The sequence below is a fragment of the Streptomyces sp. NPDC059224 genome, from assembly GCF_042754285.1.
In the GTDB taxonomy this organism is placed as follows: Bacteria; Actinomycetota; Actinomycetes; order Streptomycetales; family Streptomycetaceae; genus Streptomyces.
Window position 1 is genome coordinate 173,119 of sequence record NZ_JBHZAN010000018.1, and the last position, 18,679, is coordinate 191,797.

Annotated in this window: 17 protein-coding genes; 10 read left to right on the forward strand and 7 right to left on the reverse strand. The window is 73.3% G+C overall.

The features are described from left to right. The first annotated feature begins 130 nt into the window (after positions 1-130). From ACFXI4_RS21450 to ACFXI4_RS21465, 4 genes are all read left to right on the forward strand, one after another. Positions 131-1,756, forward strand: coding sequence for an FAD-dependent monooxygenase (locus ACFXI4_RS21450; protein ID WP_384993174.1), 1,626 nt, complete (start codon positions 131-133; stop codon positions 1,754-1,756). A gap of 78 nt (positions 1,757-1,834) precedes the next feature. Continuing rightward, complete coding sequence (locus ACFXI4_RS21455; protein ID WP_311737274.1) at positions 1,835-1,906, forward strand: putative leader peptide; 72 nt, start codon at positions 1,835-1,837, stop codon at positions 1,904-1,906. 76 nt (positions 1,907-1,982) lie between these two features. Continuing rightward, positions 1,983-2,537, forward strand: a complete 555-nt coding sequence (locus tag ACFXI4_RS21460; protein ID WP_384993177.1) for a cysteine dioxygenase — start codon at positions 1,983-1,985, stop codon at positions 2,535-2,537. Further along, positions 2,534-2,935, forward strand: a complete 402-nt coding sequence (locus ACFXI4_RS21465) for a rhodanese-like domain-containing protein (RefSeq protein WP_384993179.1) — start codon at positions 2,534-2,536, stop codon at positions 2,933-2,935. Before ACFXI4_RS21460 ends, ACFXI4_RS21465 begins: the two co-directional genes overlap by 4 nt. A 39-nt stretch (positions 2,936-2,974) precedes the next feature. Here the strand turns inward: ACFXI4_RS21465 and recX are convergent, their stop codons facing one another. Both recX and recA read right to left on the reverse strand, forming a co-directional pair. Continuing rightward, on the reverse strand, positions 2,975-3,835 hold the full coding sequence (gene recX / locus ACFXI4_RS21470; RefSeq protein WP_384993182.1) for a recombination regulator RecX: 861 nt from the start codon (positions 3,833-3,835) through the stop codon (positions 2,975-2,977). A gap of 4 nt (positions 3,836-3,839) precedes the next feature. Beyond that, positions 3,840-4,970, reverse strand: a complete 1,131-nt coding sequence (gene recA / locus ACFXI4_RS21475) for a recombinase RecA (protein WP_384993185.1) — start codon at positions 4,968-4,970, stop codon at positions 3,840-3,842. 430 nt (positions 4,971-5,400) lie between these two features. Between recA and ACFXI4_RS21480 the strand changes: the two genes are divergently transcribed. The 4 genes from ACFXI4_RS21480 to ACFXI4_RS21495 all read left to right on the forward strand — a co-directional run bounded on the left by ACFXI4_RS21480 (position 5,401) and on the right by ACFXI4_RS21495 (position 8,852). Then, positions 5,401-5,676 carry a polyprenyl synthetase gene (locus tag ACFXI4_RS21480; RefSeq protein ID WP_384993188.1) on the forward strand — a complete coding sequence of 92 codons (276 nt, stop codon included), beginning with the start codon at positions 5,401-5,403 and terminating at the stop codon, positions 5,674-5,676. Continuing rightward, positions 5,666-6,721: a polyprenyl synthetase family protein gene (locus ACFXI4_RS21485; RefSeq protein ID WP_384993191.1), complete on the forward strand. Its 1,056-nt coding sequence runs from the start codon at positions 5,666-5,668 to the stop codon at positions 6,719-6,721. Before ACFXI4_RS21480 ends, ACFXI4_RS21485 begins: the two co-directional genes overlap by 11 nt. Positions 6,722-6,793: 72 nt before the next feature. Further along, positions 6,794-7,954 carry an oxygenase MpaB family protein gene (locus ACFXI4_RS21490; protein WP_362720684.1) on the forward strand — a complete coding sequence of 387 codons (1,161 nt, stop codon included), beginning with the start codon at positions 6,794-6,796 and terminating at the stop codon, positions 7,952-7,954. Positions 7,955-8,042: 88 nt separating this feature from the next. Continuing rightward, positions 8,043-8,852 (forward strand): hypothetical protein, encoded by an 810-nt coding sequence (locus tag ACFXI4_RS21495; protein WP_384993194.1) that lies wholly within the window; start codon positions 8,043-8,045, stop codon positions 8,850-8,852. A 90-nt stretch (positions 8,853-8,942) separates the two neighbouring features. Here the strand turns inward: ACFXI4_RS21495 and ACFXI4_RS21500 are convergent, their stop codons facing one another. Together ACFXI4_RS21500 and ACFXI4_RS21505 are read right to left on the reverse strand one after the other, a co-directional pair. Next, the gene (locus ACFXI4_RS21500; protein ID WP_384993197.1) at positions 8,943-10,196 is read right to left on the reverse strand and encodes an AI-2E family transporter; all 1,254 of its coding nucleotides are present in this window, start codon (positions 10,194-10,196) and stop codon (positions 8,943-8,945) included. A 60-nt stretch (positions 10,197-10,256) separates the two neighbouring features. Beyond that, a complete protein-coding gene (locus ACFXI4_RS21505; RefSeq protein WP_362728827.1) occupies positions 10,257-10,451 on the reverse strand; it encodes a DUF3046 domain-containing protein in 195 nt (64 codons plus the stop codon). Positions 10,452-10,531: 80 nt separating this feature from the next. On the opposite strand from ACFXI4_RS21505, the gene ACFXI4_RS21510 reads away from it, so the two are divergent. Then, the gene (locus tag ACFXI4_RS21510; RefSeq protein ID WP_384993200.1) at positions 10,532-11,476 is read left to right on the forward strand and encodes a hypothetical protein; all 945 of its coding nucleotides are present in this window, start codon (positions 10,532-10,534) and stop codon (positions 11,474-11,476) included. Between the two features lie 40 nt (positions 11,477-11,516). Here ACFXI4_RS21510 and ACFXI4_RS21515 read toward each other — a convergent pair whose 3' ends face one another. The 3 genes from ACFXI4_RS21515 to ACFXI4_RS21525 are packed head-to-tail and all read right to left on the reverse strand — an operon-like array spanning position 11,517 to position 13,457. Continuing rightward, positions 11,517-11,825 carry an AzlD domain-containing protein gene (locus tag ACFXI4_RS21515; protein ID WP_384993202.1) on the reverse strand — a complete coding sequence of 103 codons (309 nt, stop codon included), beginning with the start codon at positions 11,823-11,825 and terminating at the stop codon, positions 11,517-11,519. Next, complete coding sequence (locus tag ACFXI4_RS21520; RefSeq protein WP_384993205.1) at positions 11,822-12,568, reverse strand: AzlC family ABC transporter permease; 747 nt, start codon at positions 12,566-12,568, stop codon at positions 11,822-11,824. Before ACFXI4_RS21520 ends, ACFXI4_RS21515 begins: the two co-directional genes overlap by 4 nt. A 10-nt stretch (positions 12,569-12,578) precedes the next feature. Then, positions 12,579-13,457, reverse strand: coding sequence for an AraC family ligand binding domain-containing protein (locus ACFXI4_RS21525; protein ID WP_384993208.1), 879 nt, complete (start codon positions 13,455-13,457; stop codon positions 12,579-12,581). A 185-nt stretch (positions 13,458-13,642) separates the two neighbouring features. Here ACFXI4_RS21525 and ACFXI4_RS21530 point away from each other — a divergent pair, with 185 nt between their 5' ends. Continuing rightward, positions 13,643-18,595: an ATP-dependent helicase gene (locus ACFXI4_RS21530; protein WP_384993211.1), complete on the forward strand. Its 4,953-nt coding sequence runs from the start codon at positions 13,643-13,645 to the stop codon at positions 18,593-18,595. The last annotated feature ends 84 nt before the right edge of the window (positions 18,596-18,679 follow it).

Below are 18,679 nucleotides of genomic sequence, written 5' to 3' on the forward strand. Positions count from 1 at the left end.
GTCCCCGGGTGCGCCGCTTGACCGGCTGGCGCCCAGTCTGTTGCATACGTTCTGTGATCGTGCACCCTGCTCCAACAACCTGTTCATCCGTCTCCGTCGGGACTTGCGTACGGGCAGGGGGCGCCGCGCCGTGGACCCGGTGATCATCGTAGGAGCGGGGCCCGTCGGGCTCACGCTCGCCCTGGCGCTGGCCCGTCAGGAGGTGCCGTCCGTCGTCCTGGACGAGGGTCCGGGCAAGGACGAACCGCGGCCGGCCCGCACGGTGGTGCTGCGCGAGGACACCTCCGCCCTGCTGACGCGGCTGTCCGGCGCCCCGCTGGACGAGCTGGGCACCCGCTGGACCGGCTGGCGCTCGATGCGCCGCAAGCAGGTGATGCGCGAGGTCGTCTTCGACGACGCGGCCGGCGAACCGTCTCCGCTGCACATCGCCCAGCACACGCTCACCCACGCGCTGCGCGCCGCGATCGCCGATCAGCCGCTGGTCAAGGTCGCCACGGACAGCAGGCTGGACGGCGTGGAGCAGGAGCGGTCCGGTGTCACCGCGCACACCCGTGGCCCCAAGGGCACCTGGTGGCGCGGCAGTTACCTGGTGGGCTGCGACGGACCCCGTTCGACCGTGCGCAAACTCCTGGACATCCGCTTCCCGGGCCGTACGGCGGTGGAGCGGCATGCGGTCGCCGCGCTGCGCACGGAACTTCCGTGGCCCGGCCAGGCGTTGCTCCACCGGACCCCGCCGTGGCGGATGTCCGGGCCCTCGGCCGCGGAGGTGACCGCCCGCCCCCTCCCGGACGGCGCCTGGCGCCTGGACTGGCTGCTGCCGCCCGGCAAGGACCTGGTCACCCCCGAGCTGCTGGTGAACCGGATCCGCGAGACCCTGGCGGGCTGGGCGGACGGCACCACCCCGCCGTACGACCTGCTCGACACGGGAGTGCACACCGTCCACCACCGTCTCGCCAGGCGGTGGCGGGTGGGCCGGGTGTTCGTCGCCGGGGACGCGGCGCATCTCCTCGGGGCGTTCGGCACGCACGGGCTGGAGGAGGGCCTGCGGGACGTGGACAACCTCGCCTGGAAGCTGGCCCCGGCCTGGCACCACGGCCCGCATGAGGCCCTGCTGGACAGCTACCAGAGCGAGCGGCGGGCGGCGGTCGCCGCCCGGCTGCGCGCCGCCGACCAGGTGCTGCCGCTGCTGCGCGGCGGCGGCGGGCTGCGCGGGATGGTGCCGGGCACGGCCAGGGGGCACGACGCGCTCCTCACCGATGGTCACCTGGGGCACGGCCCGCTCGGCGCGCCGGGGGCGTACGCCGACTCGCCGCTCGCCCCTCGGCACCTGGAGCACGAGATCCCGGTCGACACCCCGTTGGGAGCGCCGGTCAGCGACGTCCTGGTCACCGCGGAGGACGGCACCTTCGTGCAGCTGCGCTCACGGCTCGGCCGCGGCGCACTGCTCGTCGTCCTCATCGCGCCCGGTACGGGGGTGTGGGACCGCAAGCACTGGGTCTCCGCCGGGATCATGCCCCGGCTCGCCGCGGCCGTGGCCGCGCTGCCACACCCCGCCGAGCTGCTGGTCGCGGAGGCCTACCCGGGCGCACCGGCGCACTCCGTGCTGCTCGTGCGCCCCGACGGCCATCTGGTCACCGCCCTCAACGGGGTCCGGCCGGCCGATCTGTACGCGGCCGCCGAGGCCACGCTGGGCGGCAAGGACCCGGAGAAGACGGAAGCGGAGGCGGAGGCACAGGCCGGATCCGGTGCGCGGTGACCGCGCGGTCCACATGCTGACAGTGAGTTGACCCGCCCCCACCGGCGTGGTGTACTCCGCAACGTGAACGACACCACTGTGCGCCTGTGGCGGAAGGTCCATGTCGACCTGGTCCGCTATGCGGGCTGCGTGTGTCTTCCGTCCTGCTGAATTCGCTTTTTCTCCTTCCTTCTCCGGGGCGCCGTCCGCGCCCCCCTTCGGCGAATCTTCATCAGGAACGGTGCACGTGTCTGCCTCTCTCTCCACCCCGTCCTCCCCCGTTTCCCCGTCCGCCTCCGTGCCCGGCGCCGCCCCCACCCAGGCGGACCTCCTCGACTTCGTCCGGCGGACGGCCGCCGACACCGAGCTGATCTCCTCGCTCCCGCTCGACCCGGAGGGCCGCACTTGGGTACGGCTCGACGGTCCCGGCGGCAGCGAGGCCTGGCTGATCGGCTGGCCGCCCGGGTCCGGCACCGGCTGGCACGACCACGCCGAATCGGTCGGCGCCTTCCTCACCGCCGCCGGCGAACTGCGGGAGAACTCGCTCGCCACCCGGCTGCCCACCGACGGCTGGAAGACCCTGGAGCTCTCCGAGGACGTCGACCGGGAACGCCGGCTGCCCGCCGGGAAGGGCCGCTCCTTCGGCCGCGACCATGTCCACGAGGTACTCAACGAGTCCGCCGAGCACCATGCCGTCTCCGTCCACGCCTACTACCCGCCGCTGCCGCGGATCCGCCGCTACAGCCGCAGCGGACCGGTGCTGCGGCTGGAGCAGGTCGAGCGCCCGGAGGACTGGCAGTGAGCGCCGCCGGACAACACCCCCTGGGAATCGACGAGTTGCTGGAGCAGGCGCGGGCCGGCTACCAGCGCGTGGCAGCGCACGAGGCGTACGAGGCGGCGCGCACCGGAGACGCCCTGCTGGTGGACATCCGGTACGCGGCGCTGCGCGAGCGGGACGGGGTGATCCCCGGCGCCCTCGTCATAGAGCGCAACGAGCTGGAGTGGCGACTGGACCCCCAGGGCAGCCACAAGGCTCCCGAAGCCACCGACCACGACCTCCGGGTCATCGTGATCTGCAACGAGGGGTACGCCTCCAGCCTGGCCGCTGTCTCCCTGCACCAGCTGGGCCTGCACCGGGCGACGGACCTGGTCGGCGGCTTCCAGGCCTGGAAGGCGGCGGGACTACCGGTCACGCCCTGATCACCGCCCCGCACTCAGCGGGGCGGTCCGAACCGCCCGTCAGAAGTCCCCGCCCTCAAGGACATCCGTGTCCTCGCCCTCCTCCTCCAGAGCCCGCCGGACCACTCTGAGAGCCATGCCCTCGGGGTATCCCTTGCGGGCGAGCATGCCGGCGAGGCGGCGGAGGCGTTTGTCGCGGTCGAGACCGCGGGTGGAGCGGAGCTTCCGGGCGACGAGTTCGCGGGCCGTCTCCTCCTCCTGCTCGGAGTCGAGCCGGCCGACGGCCTCGTCGATGAGAGTCGAGTCGACGCCCTTGGTCCGCAGTTCCTGCGCGAGCGCGCGCCGGGCCAGCCCGCGGCCATGATGCCGGGACTCCACCCACGCGTCCGCGAACGCGCTGTCGTTGATCAGCCCGACCTCCTCGAACCGCGACAGCACCTCCTCGGCGACGTCGTCCGGGATCTCCCGCTTGCGCAGGGCGTCCGCGAGCTGTTTCCGGGTGCGCGGGCTCCCGGTGAGCAGGCGCAGACAGATCGCCCGCGCCCGCTCAACCGGGTCCGCCGGTGGCTCCCCCTGCTCGGCCCTCGACAAGGAGGAGGAACCCCCGTCCTCACCTGACGGCTCCCCGGAGCCACGCCGACGGCGCGTCCCGGGCCGCCGCGCGCCACGGCCGGGTGATCCGTGTCCGCGAGGCCCGTCCGGGCCGTCGTGCGTGCCGTTCTCGTACGCGCCGTACGAGTCGGGCGGGCCGTCGTCCTCGTACGAGCCGTCACGCCCGTACGAGCCATCGATCCCCCGTGTCGCGTCCCCGTACCTGTCGCCGCCTGCGCCGTAGGCCCCGGAGCCGTCCCCGGTGCCCCTCCCCCGTGGGGCACCGGGGGACATGTACTCGTGGTCGGCCCAGTCGGTTCGTCGTGTCACGGCGTCAGCTCTTGGCGGCGGCGGCCTTGGGCTTGGTGACCTTGGCGGCGGCCGGGGCGGGCACCGTCTTCGCCGCGTCGCCCGTGGCCGCGGTGACGACCGCCGCGTCCGCGCCCGGCTCTGCGGCGGGCGCCTCCGGGCGGACACCGACGCCCAGCTTCTCCTTGATCTTCTTCTCGATCTCGTCGGCCAGGTCGGGGTTGTCCTTGAGGAAGTTGCGCGCGTTCTCCTTGCCCTGGCCGAGCTGGTCGCCCTCGTACGTGTACCAGGCACCGGCCTTGCGGACGAAGCCGTTCTCCACGCCCATGTCGATCAGGCCGCCCTCGCGGCTGATGCCCTGGCCGTAGAGGATGTCGAACTCGGCCTGCTTGAAGGGCGGGGCCACCTTGTTCTTGACGACCTTGACGCGGGTGCGGTTGCCGACCGCGTCCGTGCCGTCCTTCAGGGTCTCGATGCGGCGGATGTCGAGCCGCACCGAGGCGTAGAACTTCAGCGCGCGGCCACCGGTCGTGGTCTCCGGGGAGCCGAACATCACGCCGATCTTCTCGCGGAGCTGGTTGATGAAGATCGCGGTGGTCTTGGACTGGTTGAGCGCGCTGGTGATCTTCCGCAGCGCCTGGCTCATCAGGCGGGCCTGGAGACCGACGTGGCTGTCGCCCATCTCGCCCTCGATCTCCGCACGCGGGACGAGCGCCGCGACGGAGTCGATGACGATGAGGTCGAGGGCGCCGGAGCGGACCAGCATGTCCACGATCTCCAGGGCCTGCTCGCCGTTGTCGGGCTGGGAGAGGATCAGGTTGTCGATGTCGACGCCGAGCTTCTGCGCGTACTCGGGGTCGAGGGCGTGCTCCGCGTCCACGAACGCGACCTGACCGCCCGCCTTCTGCGCGTTGGCCACGGCGTGCAGGGTCAGGGTCGTCTTACCGGAGGACTCCGGTCCGTAGATCTCCACGACCCGGCCGCGCGGCAGGCCGCCGACGCCGAGGGCGACGTCGAGCGCGGTCGACCCGGTCGAGATGACCTCGATGGGCTCCTTCGTCCGGTCACCCATGCGCATGACCGCGCCCTTGCCGAACTGCCGTTCAATCTGTGCGAGTGCGGCTTCGAGAGCCTTCTCGCGGTCGGTACCTGCCATGGGTTCCACCCGGTTTGCTTGAGTCGATCGCTTCACGTCAAAGACGCTAACGCCTGCCACTGACAATGCGCCCCGACGCCGGTCCGGCCTGTGGACAACTCAGGGACAAACCCGCCCGGACCATGCCGGACCGCCACTCGGACCCCCCGTCGAGAACCTCGCCGGAGCCTCCATAAGAATGGATGTTCGATTTTCGTGTCAAGCGCACCACGCGGTACTCCTGTACTTCCCCGCACGGCACTCACCCACCGCACACCGGCCACGCCGGACCGCCTCCGTGAGGTGTCCGGGCCACCCGCCACGGCAATCCGCACTGCCGGGCGAGGGTTCACCCGATCGCGAGTTTCCGCATGTCCGGCCCCCTCGTGCCGCGATCCTCGAAGAGGCGGCCGACAGGCGGCGCCCCTGTGTGGCGTGGGTGGGAGAGCGCATGACACGTGAGACGGGACGACCCGGCCCGGACGAACAGGCCGTACTGCTGGCGGCGGGACTGGCCGATCTGGCGGTGAGCACGCTGGGCACCGCCGTCGGCACGGTACGGGGGCTGCTGCGCCGCTCCGACGCCGGCGCGCTGGCGGCGGAGGCCGAGCACGACCTCACCGCGCGCGGACGCCTGGTGCTGGACCGGTACGCGACCGTTCCCCCGGCCCATCTGGAGATCCTCGCCCGGCACGCCCTCGCCCGGCGGACCGCCGATGTCGACTGACCGCTGGGATCCGACCGCCTTCAAGAACCGCGTCGACGAGGTACTGCACCAATTCGTCGCCCAGGAGGCCGACCTGTTCGCGGCGATCGATCCGCTGCTGGGCCCGGTGGCCGGGCAGCTGGAAGCGGCGGTCGCGGACGGCAAACGGCTGCGGGCGGCGTTCTGCTATTGGGGCTGGCGTGCGGTGGGGCAGCCGGACAGCGACGCGCTGGTGCGGGCGGCTGCCTCCATGGAGCTGGTGCACGCCGCCGCCGTCGTCCACGACGACCTCATCGACGACAGCCCGTTGCGGCACGGACGCCCCACGGCACATGTCGCCCTGCGGACCGCCGTACCGGCTCGGCCGGGTGCCGACGGCACCGCGCGGTCGCTGGCGATGCTCGTGGGCGATCTGCTGATGTCGCTGGCCGGGCAGTTGTTCGCGACCTGCGGCCTGCCCGCCGCCTATCTCGCCCGGGGCCGGCCCCTGTGGTCGCTGCTGGCCCGGGAGCTGATCGCGGGCGAGTGCCTGGAGATCCTGCGCACCGGCACCGGTCCGGACACGGACGCCTCGCTGAAGGTGATCCGTTACAAGACCGCCAAGTACACCGTCGAACAGCCCCTGCTGATCGGCGGTGCCCTGGCCGGGGCCGGTGAGCGGCTGCGGGCGGGGTACTCCGCGTACGGGCTGCCGCTGGGCGAGGCGTTCCAGCTCCGCGACGACCTGCTCGGCCTGTTCGGGGAACCGGAGCACACCGGGAAGGCCAACGCCGACGACGTGCGCGGCCACCGGCCCACCGCGCTGCTGGCGGAGACCTGGCGGCTCGCCCGCGCCGAGGACCGGGAGCGGCTCGGCGCGTTGCTCGGCCGGGGCGACCTGGGTGCGGAGGGTCTGGACACGGTCCGCGAGGTGATGTGCCGGCTCGGAGCGCCCGACCGGATCGAGCACATGATCGGCGCGCGGGTCGCGGAAGCGCTCGACGCCCTCCGTTCACTGGCCGTACCGGCCCCCGCCACGGGGGCCCTGACCGCGCTGGCCCACTCGGCGGCGGTCCGCCTGTCCTGACACCCCGCCCCCCACCGCCAGGTCAGCCACGACGAGACCCGCGAAAAGACCCGTGAAGACAAGGAGCCCCGCGTGACCCACACCGAGGCATCGTTGGACGCCCTGCGGCACGCCGGTGACGAACTCGCCGACGCCACGGTCGCCGCACTCTTCGAGCGCGGGGAGGTGGGCACGTTCAACACCCTGATGCGCTACGTCTCCACCGCCGGCGCTCCCCTGCCGGACGGGCTGCCCGACGTCGCGCGGGAGTACCTGGAGGCCACCCGGGTCCCGCCGTCGTGGGTGGACTGGGGCGAGATGGAGAAGGCCCGGCTGTTCTTCATCGACAACAACGTGCACATCGCGACCGCGCTCTCCTTCGCCTCCATGCCCGCCTGTTACGTCGTCCCGCGCGTGGCGAAGCTGCTGTCGGCCACCCACGGGCTCGCGTACCCGTCGAAACGCATGGCGGAGACCGGCCAGTTCACCGTCTACCTGATGCAGCCCGACGCCTTCGAGGCCGGCGGCCGCTTCGTCCCCGCCGCCCAGAAGGTGCGCCTGCTGCACGCCTCCATCCGGCACCACCTCAAGCGCGAGAACCGCTGGGACACCGAGGCGCTGGGCACGCCCATCTGCCAGGAGGACATGATCGGCGGGCAGATGTTCTTCTCGCTGCTGGTCCTCGACAGCCTGCACCGGCTGGGCATCCATCTGTCCACGGAGGGCGCGGAGGCCTACTACTACGCGTGGCGGGTGGTCGGCGCCATGCTCGGCGTCGACCAGGAGGCCGTTCCCAAGACCCTCGACGAGGCCCGCGGCTTCCTGGACCTGTACATGATCCGGTACATGGGTCCCTCCGAAGAGGGCGTCCACCTGACCCGGCAGCTCATCGAACTCTACGAGGAGGTCGTCCCCGGCACCTTCTTCGACCCGATCGTCCCGGCCCTCGTCCGCCATCTCGTCGGCGACACCTGCGCGGACTGGCTGGAGGTGCCGCGCACGCCGTGGGACACCGTGGTGAAGGCCGTACCGCACCTTCTCGGCGTTCTGGAGACCATCGAGGACCGCTCACCGCTGGGCGCCTGGGCCCTGGACCGCCTCGGCCATCTCACGGCCGTCTTCGAACTGTCCTCCCTCACCCGTGGCCGCGTCATGCACTACGCGATCCCGGAGCACCTCAGGAAGGACTACGGCGTGCCGGGCGCGGTGCCCCGCACCCGGCGGTGGACCCCGCCGGCCGCCACGGTCTCCTGATTCCTCCGCCCGCCTGCTCCTCACGGCGTACGGCCGCTGTCTTCGGCCGGACGACGACCGCGCGGCCGGCCTCCGGGAGGGTGGTCGCATGCCCTCACCCCTGGAAAGTCCGCCCTCCCTGGAGAGCCCGCCCCGCGACCCGCCGGCGAGCCGCCCGCGCGGGGTCCGCCCCGCCGAGCGTCTGTGTCATGCCACCGGTGTGCTGCTCGTCTTCTCCGGCCTGGTGCACCTGGTGGTGTTCGCGGTCGACGGCGGCCCCTGGTACGGCCCGGTCTCCTGGCGCAAGCCGGTCACGTTCGGGCTCTCCTTCGGGCTGACGCTGATCGCGGTCACCTGGGTCACCTCGTACCTGAGGATCGGCGAGCGGCTGCGGACCGTGCTGCTCGTGGTGTTCGCGGCGGACTGTGTGGTGGAGGTCGGCGGGATCACCCTGCAGACGTGGCGCCGGGTGCCCTCGCACCTGGACATGGAGACGCCGTTCGACACGGCGGTGTCGATGACCCTCGCGGTGGGCGGCGGGGTCCTGGTGGTGCTGCTCACCGTCTTCGCCGTGGTGTCGTTCCGGCGTCGGCCGGCCGGTCCCGAGGGCATGGCGCTCGCCGTGCGCTCCGGGTTCACGGTCCTGCTCGTGGCGCTGGCCTCGGGGGCCGCGATGATCGCGCGCGGGGTGCTGCTCGTCCGGACCGGCCACCAGGAGGCGGCGTACGGCTCGACGGCCCCGCTCAAGCCGCTGCACGGGGTCAGTCTGCACGCCGTGCTGGTCCTGCCCGCGCTGGCCTGGCTGCTGTCCCGCACGTCCTGGAGCGAACAGGTCAGGTGGCGGATCGTGGCCACGGCGGTGGGCTGCTACGCGGCCGCCGTGGCCGCCGCCGGGGTGTGGGCGGTGCTCACCTACTGACCACGGCGGGCCATCACCCATCGCGGTGGCGGTCACCGGCCACGGCGAGCCGTCACCGATCGCGGTGGCGGCCGCTGACCGCGGCGGCCGTCAGGCCGAGCCCTCCCGGGAGTCCTCGGCCGGCCGCTGCCATATCGCGTGCCGCACGCGCGTGAGCAGCCCGGGGCCGGCCGGGGCGCGTCGGGGGCGGCCGTTCACCCGGGGGTCGTCCGTGACGTCGTACCGCTTCACGTAGGCACCCAGGAAGGCCTGGAGCGTGGCGACCGCCGGGATCGCGATCAGGGCGCCGACGGCGCCGAGGAGCGCGGTGCCCGCGATGACCGAGCCGAAGGCGACCGCCGGGTGGATGTCGACGGACTTGGAGGTCAGCTTGGGCTGGAGCATGTAGTTCTCGAACTGCTGGTAGATCACGACGAACACCAGCACCCACACCGCGTACAGGGGATTGACGGTGAACGCGATCAGCATCGGCAGCGCGCCCGCGAGATAGGTTCCGATGGTGGGGATGAACTGCGAGACCAGGCCCACCCAGACACCGAGCACGGGCGCGTACGGCACGCCCAGGGCCTCCAGCAGGATGTAGTGGGCGATGCCGGAGATCAGCGCCATCACCCCGCGCGAGTACAGATAGCCGCCGGTCTTGTCGACGGCGATCTCCCAGGCACGCAGCACCTCGGCCTGGCGGGCGGGCGGCAGCACGGAACACAGGGTGCGGCGGAGCCGGGGGCCGTCGGCGGCGAAGTAGAAGGCGAACAGGGTGATCGTCAGCAGCTGGAAGAGGCCGCCGAGCACCTGTCCGGAGACGTCGAGCACCCCGGCCGCGCTGTTCTGCGCGTACTTGCGCAGCCAGTCGGAGTGCAGCAGGCCTTCCTGGACGTCGACCCGCTTCACGTCGGTGTGGAAGGTGTGGTTGACCCAGTTGATGACCGAGTCCAGGTAGTCCGGGAAGTCTTCGACGATCTTGATGATCTGGCCGGCCAGCATCGAGCCGAGCAGCGTGACGAATCCCGCGGTGACGATGGCCAGGCCCAGGAAGACCAGGAAGGTCGCGAGTCCGCGGCGCATGCGACGGGAGGCCATCCAGCTCACCGCGGGCTCGATGGCGAGCGCCAGGAAGAACGCGATGAGGATGTTGATCAGCAGGCCGGTCAGCTGGTGGAAGGCCCAGCTGCCCAGCTGGAAGGCGGCGATGAGGGCGAGTGCCAGCACCATGGCGCGCGGCAGCCAGCGCGGCATGCGGGCACCGCGCAGCGCGGCGCCGGCGGCCGGGGGTCCGGCGGGCGGCGTCGTGTCTGCCGGGGATGCGTCCTGGGCGGTCCGCCCGTCGTCGTCAGTGGGTGCCACGGTGCAAGTCTCGCCGACGCCACTGACAACGCGTGGCCCGTATCCGATCTTTGTGCACGTTCAGCGCTTCTCCCCGGGAACGTTCATGACCGTGCAGACCACGCGCCACACTTCCTTGGCCTCCCAGCCGGCGTCCAGCGCCTCGTGCACCGTGAGTCCGCCGAGCTCCGTCATCACATGATCACGTGCGAACGTTTCGGCGTACCCGGAACCGAAGTGTTCCGCCATCCGCTGCCAGAAGACCGTCAACCGCATGACACCAGTATCCCGCCCCTGAGAGTGGGCCCTGCCCGTGACCGCTTGCCGAGACCGCTTTCCGCCCTACGGTCTGACGCATGGCCGAAACCGGAGCGTCCCCGCTCCCCCCTACGCCCCCGGCGCACTCCCCGCTCTTCCGCGCCGAACAGTTCATGTGGCTCACCGCGCGCGTGCTGGAGCAGCGCCTGTTCGCCCACCACTTCCTGAACGGCGACCCCGATCCCGTGGAGACGGCGCTGGACGCCTATCGCAACGAGGACGGCGGGTACGGGCACGCCCTGGAGCCCGACCTGCGCGGTCCGGTGAGCCAGCCGCTGCACACCGCGCACGCGCTCGCCGTCCTGGACGCCCTGGGGCGCTGCGGCGGCCAGCGGGCGGAACGGGTGTGCCGCTATCTGACGTCCGTCTCCACCGCGGACGGCGCGCTCCCGGCGGTCCGTCCGAGCCAGCGGGGCTATCCCGCCGCCCCGTTCGTCCCGATCACCGACGACCCGCCGAGCGAGCTTCTCGCCACCGGGCCGGTGGTGGGGCTGCTGCACCGCAACGAGGTGTGGCACGCCTGGCTCTTCCGGGCCACCGACTTCTGCTGGGAGGCCGTGGACTCCCTGGAGAAGTCGCATCCCTACGAGGTCCAGGCCGCGGTCGCCTTCCTGGACGCGGTGCCCGACCGTGCCCGCGCGGAGGCCGCCGCCGACCGGCTGGGCCGCCTGGTGCGCGAGCACCGGCTGGCCGCGCTGGACCCGGAGCACCTGGACGCGTACCCGGTGGCGCCCGGCTACGCCCCCGGCGAGCACCACTTCCCGCACGACTTCGCGAAGTCCCCGCACTCGCTCGCGCGGGCGTGGTTCACCGACGAGGAGATGGCGCGCTCGCTGGACCATCTCGCCGCCGGGCAGCAGGAGGACGGCGGCTGGCCGATCGGCTGGCTCCAGTGGACGCCGGCCGTCACCCAGGAGGCCCGCCCGATGGTGACGATCGAGGCACTGCGCACACTCAAGGCGTACGGCCACTTCGTGGGGTGACGGTCCTCTTCCTGGGGTGACGCGTCTCACGCGCGCGTGCTCAGCCCGCGAGGGCCCGTACCCCCGCCGTCACCAGCACGGCCGCGCCGACGACGACCAGGAAGGGCGCGCGCAGCACCAGCGCCACGGCGGCGGCCCCGAGCCCCGCGGCCCGGGCGTCCAGCACGAGCGTGTGCCCGTCGGCGAACGTCTGCTGGGCCGTGAGCGCGGCGAGCAGTGCCACCGGCAGCAGTGCGGCGAGCCGCCGCACCACCGGCCGCTCCAGGACGTCCGCGGGTACCAGCAGGCCGGCGAGCTTGACGGCGTAGCAGCCGAGGACGGTCGCGCCGATCGCGATCCAGGCGTTCAACGGGTCTCCTCGGAAGCGACGTCACGGGTACGACCGGACCGGCGGCCTGAGACGTACAGGGCGGCCGGTGCCGCCAGCGCGGCGGCCAGGACCGGCACCCCGGCGGGCAGCACGGGCAGCAGCCCGAGCCCCAGCAGCACCGCGAGGGCGGCGACCGCGCGGTCGGTGGTGGCCTTCAGCATGGGGGCGAGCAGCGCCAGGAACACGGCGGGTCCGGCCGCGTCCAGGCCCAAGGCGTCGGTGTCGCCGACCGCCTTGGCGCCGAGTGCGCCGAGCAGGGTGGTGAGGTTCCACAGCACGTACAGGCTGAGTCCGGTGACGGTGAAGCCGATCCGCGCGGCGCGTCGTGTCGGCTGGGCGAGTGTCACCGCGGTGGTCTCGTCGATCACCCACTGGGCGGCAAGTGGCCGCAGCGCGCCCGGAAGGGCCAGCACCTGTGACAGCCGCAGGCCGTAGAAGGCGTTGCGTATCCCCAGGAAGAAGGCGCCGGCGGCCGCGGTGAGCGGGTTGCCGCCGGCCGCGAGCGCCCCGACCAGGGCGAACTGGGAGGCGCCGGTGAAGACCAGGAGGCTGAGTGCGCAGGTCTGGAGCAGGCCGAGCCCGCTGCCGGCGGAGGTCACCCCGAAGGCGAACCCGGAGAGTCCTACGGCGACGCCGACCCCGAGGGCGTCCCGGACGACGGCGGAGTCCGGTTTCGGCTCGCCTTCGTCCCGTATGTCTGCGAGTGCTGTCTGCTGTGCCACGCCCAGGACGCTACGTACCGCCGTCCCGCGCGTCTTGTACGTTCTTGCGCCCGCGCGGACGCGCCCCGGATCCGCGCTCGCGCTGGTAGGCACCCGGCGGGACGCCGACGATCCGGGCGAAGTGCCGGTTGAGGTGCGGCTGGTCGGTGAAGCCGACGGTGACGGCCGCCTCGGCGGGTGCGGTGCCCGCGTCCAGCAGCAGCCGGGCGCGGCGCACCCGGGCGTCGGTCAGCCAGGTGTGCGGAGGCATGCCGTAGGCGTCGCGGAACGCCCGGAGCAGTGCGAAGGGGCTGGTGCCGAGGTCGGTGGCGAGCCGCTCCAGGGTCGGCGGCTCGGCCATCCGCTCCTCCAGCACGGTACGCGCGCGTGCGGCGAGCAGGGTGCCGGCGGTGCGGACCTTCCGCTGCGGCAGCGGGCCGCCGTTCGTGCGCAGCAGCCGGGTCACCACGACCCGCAGCAGGGTGTCGGCGGCGAGCGCGTTGCCCTCGTCGGCGGCGCGCAGCACCCGGTGCACCAGGGCGACGCAGTAGGGGTCGTCGAGCATCGGGCTGACGAAGCCGGGGGTGCCCCGCAGCGCGGTGGTCTCCGTGGCGATCGCCGCCACCAGTTCCGGGGACGGGTAGACCGCCCCGTACCGCCAGCCCTCGGGGACCCCGGCCCGGCCGGTGTGCGCGGTGTCGGGGTTGACGAGGGCGAGCGCCCCGGCGCCGACGGTCACGTCGGATCCCCGGTGCCGGAAGACCTCCACACCGTCCGCGATCCCGGCGATCACGAAGTGCTCGTGGGTGTGCCGGACGAAGGTCTTCCGGACATACCGGGCACGCAGCAGATCGACGTCGGGCAGCGCCTCGTACCGCCAGTGCCGCGCCCGCTCGTCCGATCCCGTCATGCCCCCATTGTCGACCGCTCCGCCGCACCCCAGCGCCCTCGCCCCGCACCTCGGCTCCCGCTTCGCCCGGCCACCCGGCTCCGGGGCTCCGCGTCCTCTCCCCACCCCCCATCCGCCACGGCCCGCACCTCCCGCGTCTCCACAGGTCAGAGCCGGCTGTCAGTGGCCGGGTGCAGGATGGACGCATGGCGAAATCCGCGCACCGAGCCCTCGACGGCTTCTCCCCCGCGACCCGCGGCTGGTTCACGGGGGCGTTTTCCGCGCCCACCGCGGCCCAGGCGGGCGCGTGGCAGGCCATCGGGGAGGGCTCGGACGTGCTGGTGGTCGCCCCGACCGGCTCGGGCAAGACGCTGGCCGCCTTCCTCGCCGCCCTGGACCAGCTGGCCTCGGCCCCGCCCCCGGCCGACCCGAGGAAGCGCTGCCGGGTGCTGTACGTGTCACCCCTGAAGGCCCTCGCGGTCGACGTCGAGCGGAACCTGCGCAGTCCGCTGACCGGCATCCGCCAGGAGTCCGTCCGGCTCGGGCTGCCCGAGCCGGAGATCAAGGTCGGCATCCGCTCCGGCGACACCCCGGCCGCCGAGCGCCGTGCCCTGTCCACCCGGCCGCCGGACATCCTGATCACCACCCCGGAGTCGCTGTTCCTGATGCTGACGTCGGCCACGCGCGACGCGCTGACCGGCATCGAGACGGTGATCCTGGACGAGGTGCACGCGGTCGCCGGCACCAAGCGCGGCGCGCATCTCGCGCTCTCCCTGGAGCGGCTGGACGAGCTGCTGCCGAAGCCGGCCCGCCGCATCGGCCTGTCGGCGACGGTCCGCCCGGTCGACGAGGTGGCCCGCTATCTCTCGCCGCGCCGCAAGGTGGAGATCGTCCAGCCCCGGTCCGGCAAGGAGTTCGACCTCTCCGTCGTCGTCCCCGTGGAGGACATGGGCGAGCTGGGCGGCTCCCCGGCGACCGAAGGCAAGGACGCCGGGGACCGGCCGTCGATCTGGCCGCAGGTGGAGGAGCGGATCGCCGACCTGGTGCAGGCCCACCGCTCGACCATCGTGTTCGCCAACTCGCGCCGGCTCGCGGAGCGGCTGTGCAACCGGCTCAACGAGATCGCCTACGAGCGCGTGACCGGTGAGCCGCTGGACGAGCACCACTCCCCCGCCGAACTGATGGGCGGCTCGGGCGCCGCCCAGGGCGCTCCGCCGGTCATCGCCCGGGCCCACCACGGCTCGGTCTCCAAGGAGCAGCGCGCCCTGGTCGAGGAGGATCTCAAGGCCGGCCGGCTGCCCGCGGTGGTGGCCACCTCCAGCCTTGAACTGGGCATCGACATGGGCGCGGTGGACCTCGTCGTCCAGGTCGAGTCGCCGCCCTCGGTCGCCTCCGGCCTGCAGCGCGTCGGTCGCGCGGGACACCAGGTCGGCGCGGTCTCCACCGGCGTGGTCTTCCCCAAGTACCGGGGTGACCTGGTGCAGGCGGCGGTGGTCACCGAACGGATGCGCACCGGCTCCATCGAGTCCCTGAGGGTGCCGGCCAACCCCCTCGACGTGCTGGCACAGCAGCTGGTCGCGATGACCTCGCTGGACACCTGGCAGGTCGACGACCTGCTCGCCATGGTCCGCCGGGCGGCTCCGTTCGCCTCGCTCCCGGAGTCGGCGTTCACCGCGGTCCTCGACATGCTCGCGGGCCGCTATCCGTCCGACGCCTTCGCGGAGCTGCGCCCCCGGGTGGTCTGGGACCGGGTCGCGGGCACGGTCACCGGCCGTCCCGGGGCCCAGCGGCTCGCCGTCACCTCCGGCGGCACGATCCCCGACCGCGGCCTCTTCGGGGTCTTCCTCGCCGGCTCGGACCCCAAGAAGGGCGGCGGCCGGGTCGGCGAGCTGGACGAGGAGATGGTGTACGAGTCCCGGGTGGGTGATGTCTTCACCCTGGGCACCAGTTCCTGGCGCATCGAGGACATCACCCGCGACCGCGTCCTGGTCTCCCCCGCCCCCGGAGTGCCCGGCCGGCTGCCCTTCTGGAAGGGCGACCAGCTGGGCCGCCCGCTCGAACTGGGCCGCGCGGTGGGCGCGTTCCTGCGCGAGGTCGGCTCGCTCCCCAAGGACGACGCCCGGCTGCGCCTGCTCCCCGCGGGCCTGGACGCCTGGGCGGTGGACAACGTGCTGTCGTACCTCGACGAACAGCGCGAGGCCTGCGGCCACGTCCCCGACGACCGGACGATCGTCGTGGAGCGCTTCCGCGACGAACTGGGCGACTGGCGAGTCGTCGTCCACTCCCCCTTCGGCGCCCAGGTGCACGCCCCCTGGGCGCTGGCCCTCGGCGCCCGCCTTTCCGAGCGGTACGGCATGGACGCGCAGGTCATGCACGCCGACGACGGCATCGTGCTGCGGCTGCCCGACGCCGATCTGATGGGCCTCGACCTGCTCGACCAGGCCCCCACGCAGGCCGGCACGGAATTCGACGCCGACCAGGCGCCGGTCGGCGCGGCGGACGTCGTCTTCGACAAGGGCGAGGTCGACCAGATCGTCACCGACCAGGTGGGCGGCTCGGCCCTGTTCGCCTCCCGCTTCCGGGAGTGCGCGGCCCGCGCGCTGCTGCTGCCCCGGCGCAGTCCCGGCAAGCGCACCCCGTTGTGGCAGCAGCGCCAGCGGGCCGCCCAACTGCTGCAGGTGGCGAGTGAGTTCGGGTCCTTCCCGATCGTCCTGGAAGCGGTCCGCGAGTGCCTCCAGGACGTCTTCGACGTCCCCGGGCTCGTCGAGCTGATGGGCGACCTCGAATCCCGCAAGGTGCGGCTGGTCGAGGTCACCACCCCGGAGCCGTCCCCGTTCGCCCGCTCCCTGCTCTTCGGATACGTCGCGCAGTTCCTGTACGAGGGCGACTCGCCGCTCGCCGAACGCCGCGCGGCCGCGCTCTCCCTGGACTCCCGGCTGCTGGCGGAGCTGCTGGGCCAGGCGGAGCTGCGCGAGCTGCTCGACGCGGACGTGCTGACCGAGTTGGAGCGCGAGCTCCAGTGGCTCACCGAGGACCGGCGGATCAAGGACCCGGAAGGCGTGGCCGACGTGCTGCGGATGCTCGGGCCGCTCACGGACGCCGAGCTGGCCGAGCGGGGCGCCGAACCGCAGTGGGCCGAGGAGCTGGCCGGGGCCCGCCGCGCGATCAGGGTCCGGATCTCCGGCGCCGGCCACTGGGCGGCGATCGAGGACGCGGGCCGGCTGCGCGACGCCCTCGGCACCGCGCTGCCGGTGGGTGTCCCGGAGGCGTTCACCGAGCCGGTGAAGGACCCCCTCGGCGACCTCCTCGCCCGGTACGCGCGCACACACGGCCCGTTCACGTCGGCCACGGCGGCGGCCCGGTTCGGGCTCGGGGTTGCGGTGACGGAGGGCGCGTTGCAGCGGCTGGCCGCGGGCGGGCGGACGGTGCAGGGCGAGTTCCATCCGGCGGGCATCGGCCAGGAGTGGTGCGACGCGGCCGTGCTGCGCAGGCTGCGCCGCCGTTCCCTGGCCGCGCTCCGGCACGAGCTGGAGCCGGTGGCACCGGCCGCGCTCGCCCAGTTCCTGCCGCAGTGGCAGCACATCGGCAAGGGGCACGGGCTGCGCGGCGTCGACGGGCTGGTGCGCGCCGTCGAGCAGGTGCAGGGCGCGTCGGTGCCGGCGTCGGCGCTGGAGAAGCTGGTCCTGCCGTCCCGGGTGGCCGGCTACACGCCCTCGATGCTCGACGAACTCACCGCCGCCGGGGAGATCGTGTGGGCGGGCGCGGGCGCCCTGCCGGGCAAGGACGGCTGGGTCTCGCTGTACATGGCGGACGCGGCCCCACTGCTCCTGCCTCCGCCGCACCCCCTGGAGCTGACGGCTCTGCACCAGTCCGTCCTGGACACCCTCTCCGGCGGCTACGGCCTGTTCTTCCGTCAGATCGCCGACCAGGTGCGCGCCACCACCCATCCCGACGCCACCGACCCCCAACTGGCCGACACGGTCTGGGACCTGGCCTGGTCGGGTCGGCTCACCAACGACACGCTGGCGCCGATGCGCTCCCTGCTGGGCTCGGGCCGGACCGCGGGCGCCACCGCGCACCGCGCCAAGCGCACCGTCCCGCGCGGCCGCTACGGCTCCCTGACGGCCGCCGCCCGCACCGCCTCCCGTACCGGGCCGCCGACCGTCGCCGGCCGCTGGTCCCTGCTCCCGCAGCGCGAGCCGGACACCACCGTGCGCGCCCACGCCCTGGCCCGCACCCTGCTCGACCGGCACGGCGTGGTCACCCGGGGAGCGGTCGCCGCGGAGGGCGTCGAGGGCGGCTTCTCGGCGGTGTACCGCATCCTGTCGGCGTTCGAGGACAGCGGGCAGGCGCGCCGGGGTTACGTCGTCGAGGGGCTCGGCGCGGCCCAGTTCGCGATGGACGGCGCGGTGGACCGGCTGCGCGCGGTCTCCAACGCCCGCGATCGCGGCGAGGCGCTCCCGGGCACCGCCTTCGCAAACGGCGCCCGGGACATGTCCGCCGGCTTCGCGCACGGCGGCCCCGGCCACCCGGGCGGCTTCGGCGCCGGGACTCCCCTCGGCCCCATCGACGAGGCCGATCTCCAGGGCCTGGACGGCGACTTCGACTGGCCCCCCGAGCCGCCCAGCGCCCCCGGGGACTACGTCTCCCCGAGGGACCTCGCCCCCGCCGACCCCTTCGCGGCCCCGGGGTACGGCGGACCCCGCGGCGGCAGCACCACCAACCCCTACGTCTACGGAAACCGGCACGCCCGTACGGTCGACCCCGACCCCAGAGCGGTGGTCCTCGCCGCCGCCGACCCCGCCAACGCCTACGGCGCCGCCCTTCCCTGGCCGGAGCCCCCGACCGGTGCCGGGCACAAGCCGGGCCGCAAGGCGGGCTCCCTGGTCGTCCTGGTGGACGGCGAGCTGACCCTCTACATGGAGCGCGGCGGCAAGACCCTGCTGGCCTGGCCCTCCGCCCCGGACACGGACGCGGCCGACGACCTCCGGCTGCGTACGGCGGCCGAGGCCCTCGCCGGCGCCGCCCGCGCCGGCACCCTGGGCACGGTGACGGTGGAGCGCGTCAACGGCGCCACCGCGCTGACCTCGCCGCTGGGCGCCCTGCTGGAAGGGGCGGGCTTCATCGCGACCCCGCGCGGCCTGCGCCTGCGAGCTTGAACGGGCGGGAACATGCACAGCACCCCCCTGGTGCGCCGCCTGCGCCCCCGCCGCTCCCGGCCCATGCCGAACGCCCCCGTGTCA

Bases quoted from the DNA above. Each gene is read 5' to 3' on its own strand.
- recA (WP_384993185.1), bottom strand. From the start codon at position 4,970: ATGGCAGGTACCGACCGCGAGAAGGCTCTCGAAGCCGCACTCGCACAG.
- ACFXI4_RS21480 (WP_384993188.1), top strand. From the start codon at position 5,401: ATGACACGTGAGACGGGACGACCCGGCCCGGACGAACAGGCCGTACTG.
- ACFXI4_RS21485 (WP_384993191.1), top strand. From the start codon at position 5,666: ATGTCGACTGACCGCTGGGATCCGACCGCCTTCAAGAACCGCGTCGAC.
- ACFXI4_RS21495 (WP_384993194.1), top strand. From the start codon at position 8,043: ATGCCCTCACCCCTGGAAAGTCCGCCCTCCCTGGAGAGCCCGCCCCGC.
- ACFXI4_RS21505 (WP_362728827.1), bottom strand. From the start codon at position 10,451: ATGCGGTTGACGGTCTTCTGGCAGCGGATGGCGGAACACTTCGGTTCC.
- ACFXI4_RS21510 (WP_384993200.1), top strand. From the start codon at position 10,532: ATGGCCGAAACCGGAGCGTCCCCGCTCCCCCCTACGCCCCCGGCGCAC.
- ACFXI4_RS21525 (WP_384993208.1), bottom strand. From the start codon at position 13,457: ATGACGGGATCGGACGAGCGGGCGCGGCACTGGCGGTACGAGGCGCTG.
- ACFXI4_RS21530 (WP_384993211.1), top strand. From the start codon at position 13,643: ATGGCGAAATCCGCGCACCGAGCCCTCGACGGCTTCTCCCCCGCGACC.